Here is a 19,448-nt window from a genome sequence, read left to right on the forward strand (position 1 = left end):
CTTTAATCATCAGCGGTAATATCTTATAAGGAATTTAACTATCCTTCTAGATTGTCTCTCATGTTTTGGATATAAGCAGCTTTTTGAATTTGCGCTCTTCTCACTACAGATGGCTTAGTAAACGCCTGACGCGCTCTAAGTTGTCTTACAGTTCCGGTTTTATCGAATTTTCTCTTGTAGCGCTTTAATGCTCTATCAATGTTTTCTCCGTCTTTAATTGGTATAATCAACATAATTTGGACACCTCCTCTCATTTAGTGGGTGCAAAAGTAATATAATTTTTGAATTATAACTTATGAATTGTAAAATATTTTCCGGGCGTTCCCGTTGGGCCGCGCTGTCCGCAGTACACGGTACTTGCTCCCATCGCTAACGCAGTATACAGTAAAAGGGACAAATCGACTATTAAAACAACTTATCCCTTGTTCTTTATGTCTCTTACCTTTATTTCTTTACTGCCGGCTGATAGCTTTGTTTATCAATAATCATTTTAGACAAAATCTCTCTGAGAATTTCTGAAGTTCCACCACCTATCGGTCCTAAACGGCTGTCTCTTAACAAACGCGCCAAAGGATATTCTTCCATATAGCCGTAACCTCCTAACATTTGTAGGCAACTGTAAATAGCTTCATCGGCTACTTTAGTAGACTTTAGTTTGGCCATAGTGGCTTCTTTAACCACGTATTCTCCTTGATTTAGCCTAGCTACAGCAGCATAATTAAATAACTTACAATGTTCTACTTCGGTAACATGGTCTACCATAGTATGGCGCAAAGCTTGAAACTTGTTTATCGTTTTCCCGAATGCTTCTCGTTGTGACATATATTCAATGGTATATTCAATCGCATATTCGGCTCTGGCATGGGCGTTGATAGCCATAATTAATCGCTCTAAGGCAAAATGCTGCATGATGTAAGGAAACCCTTTTCCCTCTTCTCCCATTAAATTTTCCAAGGGAATTTCAACATTATCAAAGGAAATCTCAGCGGTATCAGATGCTCTCCAACCCAGTTTATCTAACTTGGTTGCCGTAATTCCTTTTAAATTGGTATCCATCAAAAACATACTGATTCCTTTATTCCCGAGCTCCGGACTTGTCTTTGCTGCTACCACATAATAATCGGCATAAACACCGTTGGTTATAAAGGTTTTAGAACCATTGATAACATACTTATCCCCTTTTTTTACCGCTGTGGTTCGCATGCCGGCAACATCGCTTCCGCCAAAAGGTTCGGTCAAACACAAAGCACCTATTTTATCGCCCGCAATACTAGGCGCCAAGTAATCCTGTTTTATTCTTTCATCCCCTTCAGCATTTAAATGCGTCATGGCTAAATAAGCATGCGCCCACATCGCCGCAGCAAAACCGGAAGATTTTATCTTTTGAAGTTCTTCTAAAAAAACTACAGTGTAAAACAAATCCAAATTCAATCCGCCGTAAGCCTCAGGATAAACTAATCCGAAAAAGCCCATGTCGCCAAACTTTTTCCAAATAAAGCGTTCAATTGTACCGGTTTTTTCCCATTTTTCAATATGCGATACTACTTCTTTCTGCAAAAAATCTTGCAAACTCTTTCTGAACAATTCATGTTCTTCTGTAAAATATGTTGAATTCATATAAATAAGGCTACTTTTTTAGGCTATTTTTTTAGAATTCCAAATATAAGGCAATTATTTTTATTTTATCAACAGGAAATCCTTTAATTTTTGACAAATCCTCAATTTGTATATCGCCGTGCATACTGCGGTAAATGACTATTTCTTTGGCCAAGGGATATCTGAAAAAAGGAAATTGAGCCAAGTCTTTGACCGTAGCATTGTTAATGCTAACTTTTTTGATTTTAGATGTTGATTTTACTTCAAAATGTAGGTTTAGTTTTTCTATCACTTCGGGTGACAAACCCCAAACATCATTCATTTGCTCCATGGAAACAAAAGCACCAAGCTTGTCTTTTTGCTCCAAAATTCGGTCCGAAATCTTGTCCCCGATACCGTAAATCTTCATCAGATCTTCTTTCGAAGCTTCGTTAATGTCTAAAATTGTTATTTTTTCAACTTTAGGAAAGTCCGCTTTGGTATAAGTTGATTTGTATTCCTTTTTGTTCTTAACCCAATCAGGAAACTTGAAATAGGGTGACATTGTTATTAACAAAGAATCCGAAATCTTAGTCACCGCTTGAAACTCCTCGGCCGAATTGACAAATTTATTTTGTTTCCGATACGCTAACAATCGGTCGATTTCCGCTACAGACATACCGAGTTTGTATCCTTTAAAATCGGTAATAAAATTGGGATTGAAAGGATAAATCGAAGGTTTGTAATTTTTGTCCCGAAGTTTGAAACTATCAATTAAACTTTGATGGGCCAACCATCTGTCTTGCTCTTGAGGAGAAGGATTGACTGTCTTGAAATCGTTAAAAAGATAGAAACCTTGACAAATCACTATAATTAAAAACAGCAGTATAATTCCAATTCGTTGGCTTTTCGAATAACTTAAAATCGATTGCAATATGGAATTATCATTTGTCATAACATCATAAATCAAACACTGAAGTCCTTTTCCCTCTAATTAAATCTTTTAGTTTGAGCCAAAATGCCAAAGTCAAATACACCCCAAACCACAATCCGGCGGTGACAAAAGTGATATAAATAAAAAACAAACGCACATTCGAAGCCCGCATTCCCAGTTTGTCTGCCAAGCGAGACGAAACGTGAAAACCGTGTTTTTCGAAAAAGTATTTTAATTGGATTACCGGTGACATTGTCTTACTGTTTTAAAAGTTGGATTCCGAGGGCGCATTGCAAACATTTCCCGTGATTGCAATAATTGTTTTTTAATTGCAACAGCGATTGGCTTTCAAACGCACTCTTTGAGTGTATGCCAAAATTAGAAAACTTTTCAATGATAATATTCTTTTCAGGCGCTATAGTTTCCATTAACTGTAAAAGCGATTCAGAAATTTCTTTGCCTTGACTTTTGGCGTAAGCAAATTGAAACGGCACTATCGTATTAATCACCAACAAATCGATAAAAGATTTGGTGCATTGTTTTTTCTTTTTCGGGCTTTCTTTCTCAAATTGGTAATGTGTTTCCCAATAGGAAGAAACGCCTACGTCAAAGAGTTTATAAAAATCGGCTAACGAATGTGTGGTTACAATTTTGGAAAACAAATTTTGTCGCTTGTGGTACAACATAGCCAATTGCGCCAATCGAATCGTCGGAAAGTTATCCGGACGATGCTTGAAAAACTGTACCGGTTCGATAAATGTTTTCTTCAATCGGTATTTTTGCGTGATATAAGTAGACCGATTTTGCAGATCCTTGCCGTAAAAATCTTCGGCGTCCATAGGCAACAAATCGAGTTTGCCAAATAACAAAGCTTCCAAATTCTCGACTTCAAAAGATTCTTTTCTAATTATCGAAAACGGAATCGACTTCGCCATTTTTAAAAAAATTTCACCATTGGTATTGAGTCCGAAATTTTTGGCCAACATATAAAACAAAACCGCTTCCCAATCATTGTCTGTTTCCTGTAAAAGTTCCTCAATCGGAATGGCTTTTCGTTCCAACCGTTCAAAAAACAATCGCTCTTGCCAATTTTTAAAAACAAACGCTTCCACGGCCTCAATTTGGCTTTCACAATAAATCCAAGATTTTGGCGTCGCCAGGGACAAATATTGTTTTAAAATATGATCATCCACATAAGATTTTAATGCTAAAGTCGGAATCTCCGAATTGTCTTTTCTGAAAATCGGTGTATCGTGTTCCCAAACCACATGCAGGATTACATTATCATAATGAGGATCATTTTCATGTTGGTGCAAATACCAATCCGAAGACTTCAAATGTATTTCGACATTGCCTGCCCATTTTTGGTTACCAATAATAATTTGTGCATTAAAAAAATCGGGACCGGATTGCCTCAAATATTGACCGGAATTAAGAATGGTTAGCTCATCTCCTGCAACCGTCGTTAGGTTGGAAAAGTCAAACTTCTTATATTGCCAGACATAATGAAGAAAATCTTCTTTCACGGTACTAATTTTTAACTAAAGTAAGAAAATTACTTTTACAATAAAAATATTTTGTAATGAAAAAATTACTTTTTGCTATTTTGTTGTCCATCTCAGGAAATAGCTTTGCTCAAAACTATAAAATTACTTACCTGAAAAGTTCCAACGGTAGTTTGATTGAAGGTCAAGATCCCATTTGGGTTTTTGCCAGTGTCGATAAGACTTTGCTAAGCACAGAAAACATCTCCAATCAAAAAGCAACATCCCCGTTTGAACAAACGCAAATTGACAGAAGTAACAACTCTTTTTACCAAACAGCAACTTTAAAATCTTCGGAGGTTATTGCTATGAAGGACAGTCTTTCCTTAGCGAAGCAGAATTTCGAATATTTGAATGACACTAAGAAAATTTTAGGCTACAGTTGTAAAAAAGCAAAAACCATTGTGAATTCTAATACCATAGAATTTTGGTATACGGACGAATTAAAAATCAAAGGCGCACCAACTGTTTTGGGTCAGAATTTAGGTTTGGTTCTTGAAATGGTGCGCAACGGCAACTTTGTGATTGCAGCCACTAAAGTGGAAAAAATAAAATCATTCCCCGCGATGGCGTTACCCAAGAAGTTGGTTGACATTTTGACTTATAAAGATTTACTGTGGAAAAGCCGATTCACTACGATTACTGTTTTTAAAGACCAAATCATTAATTTTTCTGATGCCTCTAAGTCGAATGATTCTATTTTACGTTTTGCCAATGGAACGATAGCCGTGCGAAAAGTAAAATTTCCCGAGATCAAAAATGGAAGCCAAATTTTTGTAGACATTACTGAGCAATCCAATGGCGATGCATATGATCGAACCGGTTCATTTTTTATGATTCCGACCGACAAAGAACTGTCTTTTTTGAATGGCTTGCAAAATGGCGCCAAAACATTACCGATTTACACGAATGGCAACGGCAAAGAATACCAAGGTGTTGTAACCACAGAAAACTATTATCCGGTTGTGGAATTGATGCGCTTTTTTACCCCTTTCGGGGTCAAACAATACAATTATTTAGAGTTGAAAAATAAAACTTGGGCCGAAAGCGTGCTCTACCGTCAAGAAGTTTCCGATTTGAGAAGTTTGTTGAGTGGCAAAGAAGTTTGGCTCGGCATTAACATTGGCAATTATGACAAAGGCGGCCATAAAGTTTCAGCCAATATTACCATTCATACTGAAGAAGAAAGTAAAGCTAAACCAACGCAAATTGTGCCTTTGTTTTGTACCAATAACATCATGGAAATGGCCGGTCAGGAATATGGAACAATGTTCAATAATGACAAAGGATTAGAAGTGCCTTTCACCTTGGACAAACCCATGAAAAACTGCAAACTTCGCTATATCACTACAGGTCACGGCGGTTGGGAAAACGGTGATGAATTTGTGCCCAAAAAGAATTCGATTTACTTAAACGGAAAAGAGACTTTCAGTTTTACGCCTTGGCGACAAGATTGTGGTTCGTACCGATTGTCCAATCCGGCCTCAGGGAATTTCCCGAATGGGTTGTCTTCTTCGGATTACAGCCGATCGAATTGGTGTCCGGGAACGGTAACCAACCCTATCTTTATCGACTTAGGCGATTTGGAAGCCGGAGTGCATACAATACAAATTAAAATCCCGCAAGGTTTACCCGAAGGTGGTAGTTTTAGTGCTTGGAATATCTCGGGGGTATTGATTGGGGAATAATTAAAGGAAAAAGGGATAAGAACTTCCTAATCCCTTATCCCTTTTGCCACCACGCCGTCTGGCCCGTTCGCTAAAAATATCCACTGGACATTTTATTAACGCTCCGTCCTATTTTATCGAACTGATAATATCGTGTTTCGTAATAATATGGTGTTTTCCATTTCCTAAATCCACCAAGACTGCTTGATTGTCTTTGTTGATGAGTTTGGAAATTTCCTCAATTGGTGCGTTGGCACTTACAATCGGGTAAGGTTTACCCATAATTTCGCGGATTGGCTTTTCGGCTATATTTTTGTCTTCTACGTAGCTTCTGAACAAATCGGTTTCGTCTATGCTTCCTACAAACCCTGTGGTATCGATTACCGGGATTTGAGAAATGTTGTATTTTTTCAAACGTTCTATGGCGTGTGATACTAATTCTTCGGTACGCACAATTACCAATGGTTTATCTTTATGGTCTTTGATGACGTCTTCTGCTTTGGTAATGTCTTCGTCTAAGAAACCTCTTTCACGCATCCAGTCATCGTTGAACATTTTCCCTACGTAACGGCTTCCGCTGTCGTGGAATAATACTACGACCACATCGTCTTTAGTGAAATGCTCTTTTAACTGGTGCAATCCTTTGACACAAGCTCCGGCTGAATTCCCCACAAAAATCCCTTCTTCTAAAGCTATTTTTCTGGTATAAACTGCGGCATCTTTATCGGTTACTTTGGTAAAACCGTCTATAACAGAAAAGTCAACATTTTGGGGTAAAATATCTTCTCCGATTCCTTCGGTGATATAAGAATAGATTTCGTTTTCGTCAAAGATTCCGGTTTCGTGGTATTTTTTAAAAACCGAGCCATAAGTGTCAATTCCCCAAACTTTGATATTGGGGTTTTTTTCTTTTAAATATTTTCCAATTCCTGAAATGGTTCCACCTGTTCCGACTCCAACTACAAAATGGGTTACTTTACCATCAGTTTGCTCCCAAATTTCAGGTCCGGTTTGTTGGTAATGGGCTAAGGCATTGCTTGGATTATCGTATTGGTTTACGTACCAAGAATTCGGAATTTCGGTGCTTAATCTTTTGGAAACAGAATAGTACGAACGCGGATCGGTTGGTTCTACATCAGTTGGACATACAATAACTTTGGCTCCAACGGCTCTTAGTATATCCATTTTTTCTTTGGATTGTTTGTCGGTGATGACGAAGATACACTTGTATCCTTTTACGATGGCGGCTAAGGCCAAACCCATACCGGTATTTCCGGATGTTCCTTCGATGATGGTTCCACCGGGTTTTAATCTTCCGTCGGCTTCGGCGTCTTCTACCATTTTTAGGGCCATTCGGTCTTTGGTAGAATTGCCCGGATTAAAGGTTTCTACTTTGGCCAAAACCAAGGCATCAATTCCTTCTATGACTTTGTTTAGTTTTACAAGCGGTGTGTTACCGATAGTGCCTAATATATTTTCTGCGTAGTTCATTTTTTTTTAAGTCGCTGAGTGGCTGAGTTTAATTTCATTCCGTTCGCCATTAGATGGCTCGGGTCTGAGTAGCTGAGCTTTTAATTTAGTTTACAAAGATATTGATAAAAAGAAGGTTTGCAAGTTTGGGGGACGTTAATTCGAAAACGTTTGCGTGCGTGATGGGAACGGCATCCTTTTGACTCGTTTGCAAAACGAGGCAAAAGATATAGTGGACAGCGCGTTTTCACGCCCAAAAATTATTGGAAAAAATTCCACACCAAACCGAAACGAATCATAAAGTCGCGGTAAGGATAATTGGGTGCATTGTAGAACGTGTTGCCGGTCATTTTAGAATTGAAATGTTCTAATTTGAAGAAGATTCTCGTTTGGCGAATTCTGGCATTGACAAAGAAATCGACCATTGGAAACTCACCTATTTCTCGGCTATTTTGTACAAAAGCTTCTGCGGTTACGGGGTTGTAATCGTTCGCATAGTATTTTGTGAAATAGTTGAGCGTGAAACCGGTTTGAAGGAACAAGGCTTTTTTGAAGAAGTAATCCGTATAATACAATGTATTTCGAGTTACGATTTGCGGCACATTAAGAATATCGTCCTCTTGGTCGACTTGTTGGTACAAAACAGTATTATCGAGTGCCAATTTCCACCATTTGAATTCTCGGCTGACTTTTACTGACAGGTAATTGATGGTTTTGTTGTATTGTTTTGGGGAAATCAATTGTTGTCGTGCATTGGTAGAATCATCGCTGAAATACAGATAATCATTGAGCGAACTCACTTGGACAGAAGCATCCAACCATTGGGTTTTGGCGGTAACTTCAAGGTTGTTTATTTTTTCGTTTTTAAAATCATTGTACCAATTGTAGGCTATAAAACTGCTTTGGTACAGATTGTAGGTATGATCGGGAATTTTGTTCAGCATTTGGTATTGGAACAAAAAAGCGTTTTTATCGTTGAGTTGGTATTTGAGTTTGGCGTCAAAATTGGACAGCGACTGATTCGATATGGAATTGGAGTACAGAAAAGTTCCGTTCCATTTATTTTTGCGGTATTCATATTGGCCGCCTACGGTGTTGATTTCGTCATTGATGGAGCTTGGCACCGGGCCTGAAGGCAAAATTAAAATGCGGTTGTAATAATAATTGTATCGGAAGTCTTCGGCAAAGAATTGGAATTTTCCGAGTAGTGCATTTTCATAAACCGCGCCTACTTTGTTGTACATTCTGTTGTATCGGGTTTTGTCGTTGACTCCGGAAGAAACGAATGCGTCTCCAAAACGATAGACTTGTTCTTCGTCTTCGCCTACTGTAGAGATTACCGTTTTTTGGTTGTATTCGAAGAATTTGTTTTCGTAATTGAATTGGTGTGCCAAATAGAGATTGTTGTTTCCGGCTTTGGAATTAATTCTGAAATTGTGGTCAAAGAATATTCTTTTGCCTTTCATAAAGGTTTTGGCATCCCTAAGATAGACTTCCAAACGGGCTCTGTTTTGGAAAGCGGCTTCTTCGCCTTCAAAATCTTCCAAGGTTGTAATTCCTCCGTTTTCACCATTTAAAAAATCTTGACCGGTGAAATGCAGATTGAGGTAATATCTTTTATTGAGTGTGTTATAACTTGAGGTAAATCGGAAGTTACCGGTGCTTGACAATTGGTTGATGTATTTTCCAAGTGAACGTAATCCTTTGAAGGCAACCGACAGATTGAATCGTTCGGAAGTATTAACTGCAATTAACGCATCGACTGTTTGTCCTTGCTCCATAACGGTTTTAAAGTACAATTCAGTAATAGGAGTGGCTACTGAATAATATCTTATATCATCCGGTTTCATGTAATTGAAATGTTTACCGGAAAAACCTATTTCAGGGAAAGCAGAGAATTTCTTATACCCGTAATCAAGTACGGTGTAGGTTTGTCCTTCGTTGGCAAAGGGCAATAATCCAAAAATATCTTTTCTAAGATAATTGTATTCATATTCTTTTTTGATAGTCAATGACGTGTCGACATAGGTTGTGTCTTTTTGAAGCGTTATGATTCTGTAATAATCATGCGGTGCTGTCTTGACTGTTTTAGAGTCAACAGAATCAGTCCTAGTATCATTTCTTTGACCGGGTGTGAATTTTTTATCAAGCTTACTAACCTTTTCGCTTCTTTTGACTTGCGAAGAAACAGTTGGTATTGAAAGCAAAAAAAGTATAATTAAAAGATGTCTCATCTGAATGATTTTCGGGACAAAAATACACAAAACAATTTGTAATAAAATCATAAAAAAACCATCCCGTTGTGCAGGATGGTTTAATTTATAAACAAAGTGTAAAGTTTACTCTTTAATAAATTTTTTAGTGGTTACTACGTTATCCGATTTGAAAGTAATAAAATAAACTCCTGATGCTAAAGAAGAAACGTCAATGGTATCTGTTGCAGCTGCATTAGTTCTTTTATAAATTTCTTTACCGGTTATTTCTCTAATAGTAACTTCTTGAATCTCGGCTAAACTTTGACTACCATAATTCAAAACACTTGATGCCGGATTAGGATAAACCATAATTTGGTTATCAGCTGCTGAAAATTGGTTATTATTCAACGTAATATTATTTAACGAGGAAACAATCAGTGAATATTTTTGAGGTGCGTTTGACAAAGTCCCTTTGTGGGTAATGGTGATGGTATAAACCCCACTTGGATTATCCACTTGTACTTTCTCAAAATTATCTCTGAAATTATCGGCATTTCTAACGGCACCATCATAAGGCACAGCCGGGTTTAATGTCCAAGGGAAATAAGTTTCTGTTCCGTTAGAAACTCTTAAATCTAAGTCGTTTACTAAATATGAATTGGTAGGATCAATAGCGTTCGTGGTATTTGCCGCGGCTGCCGGATCTGCCCAAGAGATAGAGGCCATCAATGGATTGGTACCCGATGAAGCAACATTAAGCGTATAACTTTGACCGTTGGCAAGTTCAAGTTCGTAAATCACTGCATTTTGTTGTTGGTGCTTCAAAATCACATTGGCAGCTGCTTCTGCATTTACCAATCCCCAACCATATTCATAATCCGGACCATCATAAGAACCGGCTTCATCAGCGGTGTGCATCATCAAACCTTTTAGCGTTGCGGCTCTCATGTAATTCGCAAACAATGATTCATAATATTGTTGCAACAATAACGAAACACCTGAAATTCCGGGAGATGCCATTGATGTTCCTTGCATTACACTATTAGCGGTATCAGAAGTAGCAACAGTTGATCTAACAGAAACCCCTTTGGTAACGATTTCAGGTTTGATTCTTCCGTCATCTGTTGGACCCCAACTACTAAAAGACGACATCACAACACTACCGGGACCTGAATAAGTTAAAACTTGGTTTACAGCACCAACAGTAATTACATTTTTAGCATTATGCATTCCTCTTATGAGGTTGTAACCATATTTTTCCGTCAAATAAGGTCCAATTATATTATCTTCATAGTCATTTCTATCATTTCCTGCTGAAGTAACCGCTAAGTAATAAGGAGCTGCATAAGTTAATTGGTCTAGTTGCCTTGCTCTTAAATCGTAAGCTCCAAAATTCCAAGGAGTAGTTTGTGAAGCACCTATAAAATAAGAGTGATTAGACACTAACATTCCATTGGCCGCTTGATTTGCCATTTCTGCATAATCGTTATTCCAATCAAATGAAAAAGCACTTGCGTTGAATGCCAAACCTCTTAAACTAGCAGTAATTCCTTGTGCCACAATTGTCCCGGTAACGTGAGTTGCATGGTCTTCAAAAGCAGAACCATCAAGACTGATCACTTTACCATTTGGAAATTCAACATGTGTATTTCGAGCAGAACCACCATCCCATACATAAGCATACATACCTTGACCTTGAATGTTTAATCCCAAACTACCACCTGAATACAAACGGTCCGTTCGTGCGGTTCGTGCAGCATTGAAATTGGATGTAGAATAATAAAGAACTTCTGTGTTGTTTATAACATCATAAATCTCTTTTTTCACACCATCCAAATACAAAACTCTTTTGGCTTCAGGATGAGATAAAAGATAAGATTCGATTCTTTCTTTTCGTTGTAAATACTCAAAGTTAAATGACTCTGATAATAGATTCAAAGCAGCAACATCTGTTTCTTTGATAATGTCTTGTCTTTGAGAAAAAGATTGCGAGAAGCTGACAGTATAAGTAAACATCAGCACAAAAGCAATTTTCATAGTATTTTTCATAGCTTTTAATAATATATTTTATAAATCAAAAAATCCTAACAAAGTTAGGATTTTTTTTTTAAATATTTGTTGACTGTTTTTGGATTAAATACCGGTAAAAACTTCTTGTTTGTTACCATAAGAACCAACTCCAGGAATGTAATAATTCACATAAACTGTCATAGTACGGGTACATGGATTGAAAGAAGATACTTGAGAAGCGTCTGTTGACATTCTAGCCCAAATATATCCATTGTATTGAGCTACGAAATAACCAGTATTTTGCTCAGCAAATGTCACAACGAATGAATCATTGTAAGACAAAATAAAGTTTGGTGCCGTAGCATTATCTTCCCAAAAATCATTAATCTGAATAGTGTTTGCAGCAGGACCAACAGCAACGGTGTGTGTTGATGTACCTAACCACCATGAAGTTGCATTAAAATCACCAACAAAAGATGTAATTTCACAAGACAAGCTAACATTTACTGTATAAGTGTTGTTAAATGCAGCACTTTCCAAAGTAGGAGAAGACATCTTGAAATTAACCACTTTACCAGCTTGAACAGCACCTTCTTCTAGGAATCTCACTTTAAATTGACCGGTTAATTCACCATCAACTAATTCATCAGTACCATTGATGATAACGAAATCAACTCCTTCTACAGCGGTTGAAGTTTCCGTATCTACAACCATAGACACAGTATTTGTCCCGGCTGCAGCCTTAACTACACCATAATCGATATCTATTTCAGTGAAACCTGTACCTGAAAAAACAAATACATCTCTAGAAACACCGTTATGGAAATTTAACAAAGCATCACCTTTGTACACTCTTTGTCCTTTATCGTCATCGGTGCAGCTAGTGAAAGCTACCGCTGAAAAAAGGGCTAGTAAACTTAATAATTTAATTTTTTTCATAGTTTCTTTTTTTAATTATATCCTGGATTTTGTTGAATAGTAGGATTACCGGCAATCTCATCTTGAGGAATTGGCAACGTAAATCTATAATCAGTATTCGAAATCGTAGTAGGCAATGTTAAAATTAAATCGTCAGTAATGTTTCTGTCTATACTTTGATTAGCTAAAACCCCTAAACGTTTTATATCAACATATCTGAATCCTTCAAAACAAAATTCTTTTCTTCTTTCTTTCAAGATATCAGCCCAAGCTTGTTGTTGGTCAGCATAAGAAGGTAAAGGTTGAGCACCCAATCTGTTTCTGGCATCACGAATATTTTTGATATAACCGGCAGCAATTCCTAATTGGTTTTCAGCAACAGCACACTCTGCTAAGATAAAATACATTTCAGACAATCTGAAGATTTTGATATCATTTCTCAATGGCTGAGTAGGTTTTCCTGGATATTTATCAATCACCAATACGTCCGTTGTATTTCGGTCATCAGCTGTAAGATAAGCAGGATTGATCAAAGAAGTTGGGTCAACAAAAGCAAGCCCACGGATATCACCACTAACTTGACGTAACTCATTAAATAAATTTCTACCCATATCTAAGAAAGCTCCACCGGTAGCAGTAGTAGTATTGAAAAAGAAACCACCTGCTATATTACCCCAAGAACCACCTGAAGGTCTTGAAAGCGCAAATAAAACTTCACCTTGACTTAAATCAGCCCAAATTCTTCTGTATGGATTACTAGTTGTATTTTCATTATAGAAATTAGCAGCAACATAAGGAGTGGCAGGAGTTAAAACCAATCCAGAAGTATCAAGAACTGCTTGAGCGTATTGTTTAGCCAAAGTATAGTTCTTTCTATACAAGTACATTCTGGCTCTTAAAGCATTAATCATGTTAGTAGAGGCATACTTGTAAGCAGAAGCACCTGTACGATTGATTAAATTGTCATCAGCAAAAGCTAAATCACTTTCGATTAAAGCAAATACTTCACCGTTAGTTGATCTTGGCAACTTCTCATCAATAGCAGGAACATAATCAAACAACATTACTCCCAATGCACTATCATCTGATAAATCAGTTGAGAAATAAGTTAACAATTGGAAATAAGAATATGCTCTGATAGCTCTTGCTTCAGCAATGATAGAATTGTATTCTGCGGTTTCATCAATTACATCGTTTACTACAGGCGTAACAAGCTCAGCAGCTTCAATTAACCTGTTAGCTCTGTTGATTACAGTATAGTGACCAATCCACAAACCTGACACATAACCTGTACTTTGGTTTAAATTGAAACGGTGTAACTGTAATTCTTGACCTCCATTGTTTGGTCCGATACCACATTCATCCGTAAATGATGCAGAAAGCATGATTTCATTAGTATTCCCTAAACTCGAGTACACCGAACCATTAAGGAATTGAGAAAGGTCACTTACGGTTCTGAAGGTAACGTTATTACCTAACTCACCGTCTTGAACAATATCCGTAGCATCATTACAGGATGATACTGAGAATATTAAACCCAAAATTATTATTAAACTCTTTATACTTTTCATAAAATTATGTTTTATTTAAATTAAAATCTGATGCTAGCTCCAAAAGAAACTGTCTTTGGATTAGGGAAAGCAGTAACACTTAAAGTTTGAGTGTTTTCTGGGTCAAAACCTCTCCATTTTGTCCAAGTATATAAATTTTCAGCTTGTGCATACAAACGTAAACTTTGTATAAATGTCCCTTTTAAGAAATTTGAAGGGAAGTTATATCCAAAAGTTAAGTTTTTAAATCTCAAGAAAGAAGAATCATACAAGAATCTGTCTGTTGCTGTTGATCCGTATGTAGAACCATTGGTAGCATTCAAAGCAGGGAAATTGGTAGGATTTTGTGCCGTCCAAGCGTTTAATAAATCAGAAGAAACGTTATCGTCTCCAATGAAATCAACGTTGTAAGCCCATGCCAATTGGTTATCAACTCTCCAAACGTCTTTTGTCCAAGAGAACAAAGTGTTTAAGAAGAAACCTTTGTAAGTAGCATTGAAACCAAAACCACCTTGGTATACCGGCACCGAACTTTTTCCTGTTAATCTACGATCAGCCACTAAATCAGGATTCTCTGTTACGTTGCCATCAGCATCTAAGAATAATAAATTACCATTCGCTTGATTTACTCCAACATAAGGAATCAAGTTCCATTGATAAGCCATATCACCCACATTGTTAACTAAAGCATTACCTGATTGATCAGTTGGCGTTAGAGAAGTGATTTCATTTTTGTTGTAGGCCATGTTCGCAAAAAGTTGCAAATCAAGAGGTTTGTTTTTGAATACATTGTATTTCAATTGTAACTCTACACCTGTATTTCTTAGACCACCATTATTCCCATTTTGAGAATAAAGACTTGTTGCAGCAGAGCGATTAATGTCGCTATATAGTTTTTCGGTTTGTTTTCTATACACATCAATATTACCTTCAATTCTGTTATTCAACATAATAAAGTCAAGACCAATGTTAGCTTGAGAAATTTCTTCCCATCTTAAATCAGTGTTAGCAATATTTGAAACAAAAATACCAGGATCATTGTTGTATCCGGCTCCGGTAGCATTTAAATCTCTTACAATACTAGTTCCTAACAATAATGGGTTTGTTCCATAACCTGGAGCCAAAATGTTTTGATTACCTTGTGTTCCGTAAGAAGCACGCAATTTTAACATAGAGAAGATAGAACCTTCCATAAATTTCTCTTTATCAACATTCCATCTTCCTGAAACTGACCAGAAAGTACCCCATTTGTAGTCCTCAACAAAACGGTAAGTAGCATCTCTTCTGATTACTGCAGCAAAACCATATTTATCATTGTAATCGTAATCTAAAGTAGCAAAATAAGATAACGTACCAGCATCAACTTTAGAGGCAGAAACGGTTGAAATATAAGAGTTAGGAGTTGCCGGATTGAAGGCAACATAACCAGTTCCTGCGCCAGGAGCATATGTTAATGGATTCAAACCGTTTTGGTTTTGGAATGAAGATCTAAAATGAGCCTTCATATATTCCATATACAAATTAGCATCAATTCTGTGTTTTTCTTTGATTTTTTTAGAATAACCTAAACTAACAATGTTAGTAAATGTAAAGTCTTTAGAAGCAGATATTCTCTCAAAACCTCCAAACTCTTCTGCTCTACTTTCTCTAACAGCAATGGCTAAATAAGACCATGGCGCTCTTGCGAACACTCTATCACTTTGCTTGAAATCTATACCAAATCTGTTGGATAATGTCAAATCGTTAGTCAACTTGTAAGAAGCTGAGATATTTGCTAATACTGCACTCTCATCAGCCCAACTTGGCAAGCTATTTTCTTTAAGAATATCTTCCAATACATAAGTATCGTTAGGCCCTGAGAAATCTGTCCCAATGGCATCATACAAATCCTGTCCTGTAGCGTATTGACCTGCAGCAACATAAGGCAATCCCATTACACTACCATGAAGTGGATTTTGAATAGTATTGTTATTTACTCCGCTATTTGTTTCTTGGTTTAACTCATTTCTTCTTGAGTAAGCCAAAGACAACTGTGAGTTATAAGTAAATTTACCATTTTTAGATTTACCGTTTAAGTTATTTCTAAAAGTAAACCTTTGGAAATCTGTAGTAGGAACCATACCCCCTTGTTTGAAATAACCAAAAGAAGAATAAGTTGATACATTTTCTCCACCAAAGGTTAATCCTAAATTGTGTTGTTGTGTAATATCAACTCCAAAAAACTCATCTCTCCAGTTAGTATTTACTGCATAATCAGCAATCTCAGCATCAGTTAATGTAGCTCCAAGACCAGTATTTTTGTTTTTCTCAATAGTTAACACTTGTCTTGAGTTAGACATGTTGTATTTGTTCTTTGGAAGAACGTTAACACCATTCACAACATCATAAGTGATTTTTAGAGATGATCCGTATTTACCTTGTTTAGTAGTAATTACCAAAACTCCGTTAGCACCTCTGTTACCATAAATTGATGTAGCAGCAGCATCTCTCAAAATTGATACGGTTTCGATATCATTTTGGTTAAGACTTCTAAATTGATTTCCATTGGTAGGCACTCCATCAATTACAATAAGTGGGTCAGTAGACGCATTTAATGAAGAAGCTCCTCTAATCAAAAGATCAATCTTAGCAGAACCCGGTGAACCAGAAGAAGACAAAATCGAAGCTCCCGGCGCAGTTCCTTGCAATGAATTCAAGAAAGAGGCATTTGGTCTGTTTTCGATTACTTCTGCTGTTACAGTAGTTAATGCTGAAGTGGTGGTTGCTTTTGTTCTTGCACGGTTATACCCCTCAGAAACAATAACAACTTCTGTTAAACTTACCCCTTCGGATAAAGTAACATTGTAAGTATTCGCAGCAGTAACATTGATAGACTGCGAATTGTAACCTGTAAAAGAAACTACTAAAACATCACCTGGTTTTGCTTTGATAGAGAATTTTCCATCAAAATCAGTTTGGGTACTGTTTTTTGTCCCTTTAACAATAATATTTGCACTAGGAAGTGGTCCAGTTACATCTGAAACAACTCCAGTCACAGTTTTCTCTTGTGCAAACGAAAACTGCATTGTAAACGCCAATAAAAGCGTAAAAATCCATTTGAACTTCGATCTCATATTAATTTTATTTGAGTTAGTTATTCTGCAAACTTCTTAATTATTTCTTAATTAACCAAATATTAACGGTTATTTATAAAATTGCACAAGTGTTAAATATTTTGCTGAAATTGATAACTAATTGTATTAATGATGCAAATACTTAATTTGGTTGCGTCAATTTTAATATTTTTATAAAAAAATTCAATGTTACGAAATAAGTTTTCAGATTTTGCCTTTGAATGCGGAACTGACGAAGCCGGCAGAGGTTGCCTGGCCGGACCGGTCACCGCTGCTGCCGTAATCCTGCCGGAAGATTTTAAATTGGAATTACTAAATGATTCCAAACAACTTTCTGAAAAAATCAGAGAACAATTAAAACCCTTGATTGAAGAACAAGCTGTCAGCTTTAGTGTAACACATCTCGATCATAAAATAGTTGATGAAATCAATGTTTTGAATGCCTCTATAAGAGCCATGCAAGAATCAATCCTCAAACTAAGCCCTGCACCTAATTATATTATTGTAGACGGGAACCGATTTAAACCGATTAACAACATTCCTTTTTCCACCATTATAAAAGGAGACAGTAAATATTTAAGCATTGCTGCTGCTTCGGTTTTAGCCAAAACCTATCGCGATGAGTATATGAATAAAATTCATGAAGAGTTCCCTATGTACAACTGGAAAAAAAACAAAGGCTATCCAACCCTAGAGCACCGAGAAGCCATCAGAAAATATGGTATAACCAAATACCACCGAATGTCATTTCGATTATTGCCGGAACAATTGAAATTGGAGTTTTAAAGTAATGATTGAGAACTTTTAATCTCAGAAGTTTCAAATTTCGCTTCAAAGAGAACAGCAAAATGCTTGGTGATTTTTGCTTTCAACTCTTCTTCATCAATTTCACGGCCCAATTCGACATGCATTGAAGTTACCGCTTTGCCTTTGATGCCACACGGTATGATATTATCAAAATAACCTAAATTGGCATTGACATTCAAGGCAAAACCATGCATAGTTACCCAACGACTGGCTCTAACACCCATTGCACAAATCTTTCTGGCAAATGGTGTGCCCACATCAAGCCAAACACCGGTTTCACCTTCACTTCTTGTACCTATTATATTATACTCTGCCAAAGTCATGATGATGACTTCTTCCAAAAATCGCAAATACTTATGGATGTCGGTAAAAAAATTTTCTAAATCCAATATGGGATAACCGACTATTTGTCCCGGACCGTGATAAGTGATGTCACCGCCACGATTGATTTTATAAAAGGTAGCGCCTTTGGCTTCCAACTGCTTTTCGGAAAGCAAAAGATTGGACATGTCACCACTCTTCCCAAGAGTATAAACATGCGGATGCTCTACGAAAAGAAAATAATTAGATGTTATTAAATCAGGCTGAGTTCTCTTTTGCAATTTGAGGTCGACAATTTCCTTGAAAAGCATCTCTTGATAATCCCAAGTAGCCTTGTAATCTTTATTACCTAAATCTTGAAGTTGGATTTTTTTATTCATTACTCGAATTCAATTTCAATATCTAATGACTTCGGTTTTTTCATATAGTCTTCAAATAGATAATCGATAGTTACCGTTTTTTTATCCTCGCTCAAAATCGCATTCGGAATGGAAACCTTTTTTACCGGTTTTGCAAAAATATATACAACTTTGTAACTAGATTTTCCCAACAACTCTTTCATGGCTTCTGTAACCTGGGCCATTTCTTGACTTTCGCTTTCCTCTGTTGTCAAAGCTGTGTCTTCGCCTTTAACTTGTTCTTCCGTTTCTTTTATGTCAAGTTCAGAAACAATTTTTCTAAAAGTTTTTCCATCGTAAAAATAAGTGGTAGAAGAACTTTCTTGTGCCTCGGCTTTGGCCGCATCGGTCATTCCTTTATTAGGAGCAATACCCGATTCCTTTAATGTTTTTACCGGCGAAATCATATCTTTTAATTCTTCAATACTTTTGAAATTAGAAAAAAGGGAATACGACATCTGCTTGGCATCTTCATTCATTAAAATTCTGATGCCAAAGTTTTCCATTTTTCTGAATCGTTCCTGCTCTTCAGGGGAAAGCTTAGCTATACTGTCTTGCTTGTCGGCAAATACTTCCTTAAACATAAAAGTACTATCAATCATCTTCTTTTCTCGAACTTCAGCATTGCCTTTTCTTTTCTTTCTTTTAGACTTACTGTCATCAGAGGCACCAAAATTACCTCCGCCCATTTCCATTAAGGGAGACGCATCCATTTCGTAATTGAATTTTCCCGAACCATCTTCATTGACCAATAAAGTTTCGGTTATTTTACAGCTTTGAAAACAAAAAACCGCTGTGCAAACGAGTAAAAGTTTGATATACTTCATAAAATTAATTTTGCCAAATATACAAATGATTTACCAATTAGCCCCGATTGCAAAGCGGGAAAACGGCCCGCTGATGAAGCCCAAACCTTTCGCTCCAAAAATAAAACACTTTGCCACTT

15 protein-coding genes are annotated in these 19,448 nt (G+C 36.8%); 2 read left to right on the forward strand and 13 right to left on the reverse strand.

All coding sequences use genetic code 11. The features are described from left to right. Positions 1-38: 38 nt before the first annotated feature. The 5 genes from rpsU to HA632_RS03205 all read right to left on the reverse strand — a co-directional run bounded on the left by rpsU (position 39) and on the right by HA632_RS03205 (position 4,035). Complete coding sequence (gene rpsU / locus HA632_RS03185; RefSeq protein WP_176305768.1) at positions 39-233, reverse strand: 30S ribosomal protein S21; 195 nt, start codon at positions 231-233, stop codon at positions 39-41. A 211-nt stretch (positions 234-444) separates the two neighbouring features. Then, a complete protein-coding gene (locus HA632_RS03190) occupies positions 445-1,617 on the reverse strand; it encodes an acyl-CoA dehydrogenase family protein (protein WP_176305769.1) in 1,173 nt (390 codons plus the stop codon). A 31-nt stretch (positions 1,618-1,648) separates the two neighbouring features. Then, positions 1,649-2,530, reverse strand: coding sequence for a helix-hairpin-helix domain-containing protein (locus HA632_RS03195; protein ID WP_176305770.1), 882 nt, complete (start codon positions 2,528-2,530; stop codon positions 1,649-1,651). Between the two features lie 4 nt (positions 2,531-2,534). Beyond that, entirely contained in the window at positions 2,535-2,762 is a 228-nt protein-coding gene (locus HA632_RS03200) for a PspC domain-containing protein (RefSeq protein ID WP_176305771.1), read from the reverse strand. A 4-nt stretch (positions 2,763-2,766) separates the two neighbouring features. Next, positions 2,767-4,035, reverse strand: a complete 1,269-nt coding sequence (locus tag HA632_RS03205) for a DUF2851 family protein (RefSeq protein WP_176305772.1) — start codon at positions 4,033-4,035, stop codon at positions 2,767-2,769. 56 nt (positions 4,036-4,091) lie between these two features. Here HA632_RS03205 and HA632_RS03210 point away from each other — a divergent pair, with 56 nt between their 5' ends. Beyond that, a complete protein-coding gene (locus HA632_RS03210; protein ID WP_176305773.1) occupies positions 4,092-5,741 on the forward strand; it encodes a GLPGLI family protein in 1,650 nt (549 codons plus the stop codon). Between the two features lie 108 nt (positions 5,742-5,849). Here HA632_RS03210 and HA632_RS03215 read toward each other — a convergent pair whose 3' ends face one another. From HA632_RS03215 to HA632_RS03240, 6 genes are all read right to left on the reverse strand, one after another. Beyond that, positions 5,850-7,211, reverse strand: coding sequence for a pyridoxal-phosphate dependent enzyme (locus HA632_RS03215; protein ID WP_176305774.1), 1,362 nt, complete (start codon positions 7,209-7,211; stop codon positions 5,850-5,852). Positions 7,212-7,450: 239 nt separating this feature from the next. Continuing rightward, complete coding sequence (locus HA632_RS03220; protein WP_176305775.1) at positions 7,451-9,424, reverse strand: putative porin; 1,974 nt, start codon at positions 9,422-9,424, stop codon at positions 7,451-7,453. A gap of 105 nt (positions 9,425-9,529) precedes the next feature. After that, positions 9,530-11,434 (reverse strand): S8 family serine peptidase, encoded by a 1,905-nt coding sequence (locus tag HA632_RS03225; protein WP_176305776.1) that lies wholly within the window; start codon positions 11,432-11,434, stop codon positions 9,530-9,532. A gap of 84 nt (positions 11,435-11,518) precedes the next feature. After that, the gene (locus HA632_RS03230; protein ID WP_176305777.1) at positions 11,519-12,334 is read right to left on the reverse strand and encodes a hypothetical protein; all 816 of its coding nucleotides are present in this window, start codon (positions 12,332-12,334) and stop codon (positions 11,519-11,521) included. An 11-nt stretch (positions 12,335-12,345) separates the two neighbouring features. Further along, on the reverse strand, positions 12,346-13,884 hold the full coding sequence (locus HA632_RS03235; RefSeq protein ID WP_176305778.1) for a RagB/SusD family nutrient uptake outer membrane protein: 1,539 nt from the start codon (positions 13,882-13,884) through the stop codon (positions 12,346-12,348). Positions 13,885-13,904: 20 nt separating this feature from the next. Beyond that, complete coding sequence (locus HA632_RS03240; RefSeq protein WP_176305779.1) at positions 13,905-16,976, reverse strand: SusC/RagA family TonB-linked outer membrane protein; 3,072 nt, start codon at positions 16,974-16,976, stop codon at positions 13,905-13,907. A 186-nt stretch (positions 16,977-17,162) separates the two neighbouring features. Between HA632_RS03240 and HA632_RS03245 the strand changes: the two genes are divergently transcribed. Further along, complete coding sequence (locus HA632_RS03245) at positions 17,163-17,762, forward strand: ribonuclease HII (protein ID WP_176305780.1); 600 nt, start codon at positions 17,163-17,165, stop codon at positions 17,760-17,762. Here the strand turns inward: HA632_RS03245 and lipB are convergent. Beyond that, complete coding sequence (gene lipB / locus HA632_RS03250) at positions 17,759-18,484, reverse strand: lipoyl(octanoyl) transferase LipB (RefSeq protein WP_176305781.1); 726 nt, start codon at positions 18,482-18,484, stop codon at positions 17,759-17,761. The two genes, HA632_RS03245 and lipB, sit on opposite strands and share 4 nt — an antisense overlap. Next, positions 18,484-19,329 carry a hypothetical protein gene (locus HA632_RS03255; protein ID WP_176305782.1) on the reverse strand — a complete coding sequence of 282 codons (846 nt, stop codon included), beginning with the start codon at positions 19,327-19,329 and terminating at the stop codon, positions 18,484-18,486. The genes lipB and HA632_RS03255 overlap by 1 nt, the downstream gene beginning before the upstream one ends. Between the last annotated feature and the right edge of the window lie 119 nt (positions 19,330-19,448).

Origin of the sequence: Flavobacterium sp. J49 (assembly GCF_011742145.1) — a bacterium.
GTDB lineage: Bacteria > Bacteroidota > Bacteroidia > Flavobacteriales > Flavobacteriaceae > Flavobacterium.